Annotated in this window: 3 protein-coding genes; all 3 read left to right on the top strand. The window is 63.4% G+C overall.

Features of this window, described 5'->3' with window-relative positions; all coding sequences use genetic code 11:
• Window positions 1-301: 301 nt before the first annotated feature.
• Window positions 302-721: a succinate dehydrogenase, cytochrome b556 subunit gene (sdhC, locus tag OOT08_RS11610; RefSeq protein WP_325092790.1), complete on the top strand. Its 420-nt coding sequence runs from the start codon at window positions 302-304 to the stop codon at window positions 719-721.
• Window positions 722-742: 21 nt separating this feature from the next.
• A complete protein-coding gene (locus OOT08_RS11615) occupies window positions 743-1,189 on the top strand; it encodes a succinate dehydrogenase hydrophobic membrane anchor subunit (RefSeq protein ID WP_325092792.1) in 447 nt (148 codons plus the stop codon).
• 27 nt (window positions 1,190-1,216) lie between these two features.
• The coding region (locus OOT08_RS11620; RefSeq protein WP_325092926.1) for an FAD-binding protein at window positions 1,217-1,392 on the top strand (176 nt) is incomplete at its 3' end.

The raw sequence follows: 1,392 nt of genomic DNA on the forward strand, positions 1-1,392 counted from the left end.
ACCGGCGGACCGAACGTGCGAAACCGTTGTCATCACGAGAAAGCCCCTCGAAATCGGTTGTGTGAACCGTGCTGGGCTGTCGAAAACGCGCCTGGGCGGGCAAGAAAGCGAGGGGTGCGCCGAGTCGGGCGCTCGGGTGGCTCACTACACCGCAAAGGGGTGCCATAATTGAATGCGCAGAGTGTTCACAGTTTCGCGCGTCGGACGACCCGGTTCTCTTGCGAGTCAGCCGCTGCCCGTGATGCCCTGCGCACCAATCGCTGGGCCGAAACCGGTCTATCGCAGCTGAGGAGGATGTTCGGTGTCAACGCAATCGGCAGGGACCGCGCGGCCAAAGGAGAAGCGCCGCTCGTCCGTGGGAGGCACGCTCTACCGCGGAAACGAAGGCATGTGGTCGTGGGTGTTGCACCGGATCACCGGTGTTGCCATCTTCTTCTTCCTGCTCGTACACGTGCTGGACACGGCCCTCATCCGGGTCAGCCCCGAGGCCTACAACAAGGTCATCGGCGCGTACCAGACGCCCATCATGGGCCTCGGTGAGGTCGCCCTCGTCGGCGCCATCGCCTTCCACGCGCTCAACGGCCTGCGGATCATCCTCGTCGACTACTGGTCGAAGGGCACGAAGTATCAGCGCGCCATGTTCTGGATCGTCATCGCGCTCTGGGCCGTCGTGATGATCGGGTTCACCCCGCGTCACCTGATCAACGTGTTCAGCCACTAGGCGCGAAGGAGAAAACGCATCATGACTTCCATTGACGCTCCCCGTCAGGCTCACACGTCCCCCCGCGCCAAGGCCCAGAACTGGGAAAAGTGGGGCTGGATCTACATGCGCGCCTCCGGCGTGCTGCTCGTCGTTCTCATCTTCGGGCACCTCTTCTTCAACCTGATGCTCGGTGACGGCATCAAGGCGATCAGCTTCGGCTTCGTCGGCGGCAAGCTGGCCGATCCCTTCTGGCGCGTCTGGGACGTGCTCATGCTCTGGCTCGCGCTGATCCACGGCGCGAACGGCATGCGCACCATCGTGAACGACTACGCCTCGAAGCCCGCAACGGCCAAGATCCTCAAGGGCGCCCTCTTCGCGGCGAGCGCCGTGCTGATTCTGCTCGGCACCCTCGTCGTCTTCACGTTCAACCCGTGCCCCGAGGTGAGCGACCCCAGCCTGGTCGCCTCCTTCTGCGCCGACCTCTAAACGTTTTCTGATCGGAGAATCATCACTGTGACTACGAACACCCACGCTGGGGAAGACGTCAAGACCGTCGACGGCGTTCACTACCACCAGTTCGACGTTGTGATCGTCGGCGCCGGCGGCGCCGGTATGCGCGCCGCAATCGAGGCCGGCCCCAAGGCGAAGACCGCGGTTATCTCGAAGCTGTACCCCACCCGCTCGCACAC

Source organism: Leucobacter sp. M11, assembly GCF_035726885.1.
GTDB lineage: Bacteria > Actinomycetota > Actinomycetes > Actinomycetales > Microbacteriaceae > JAPFRB01.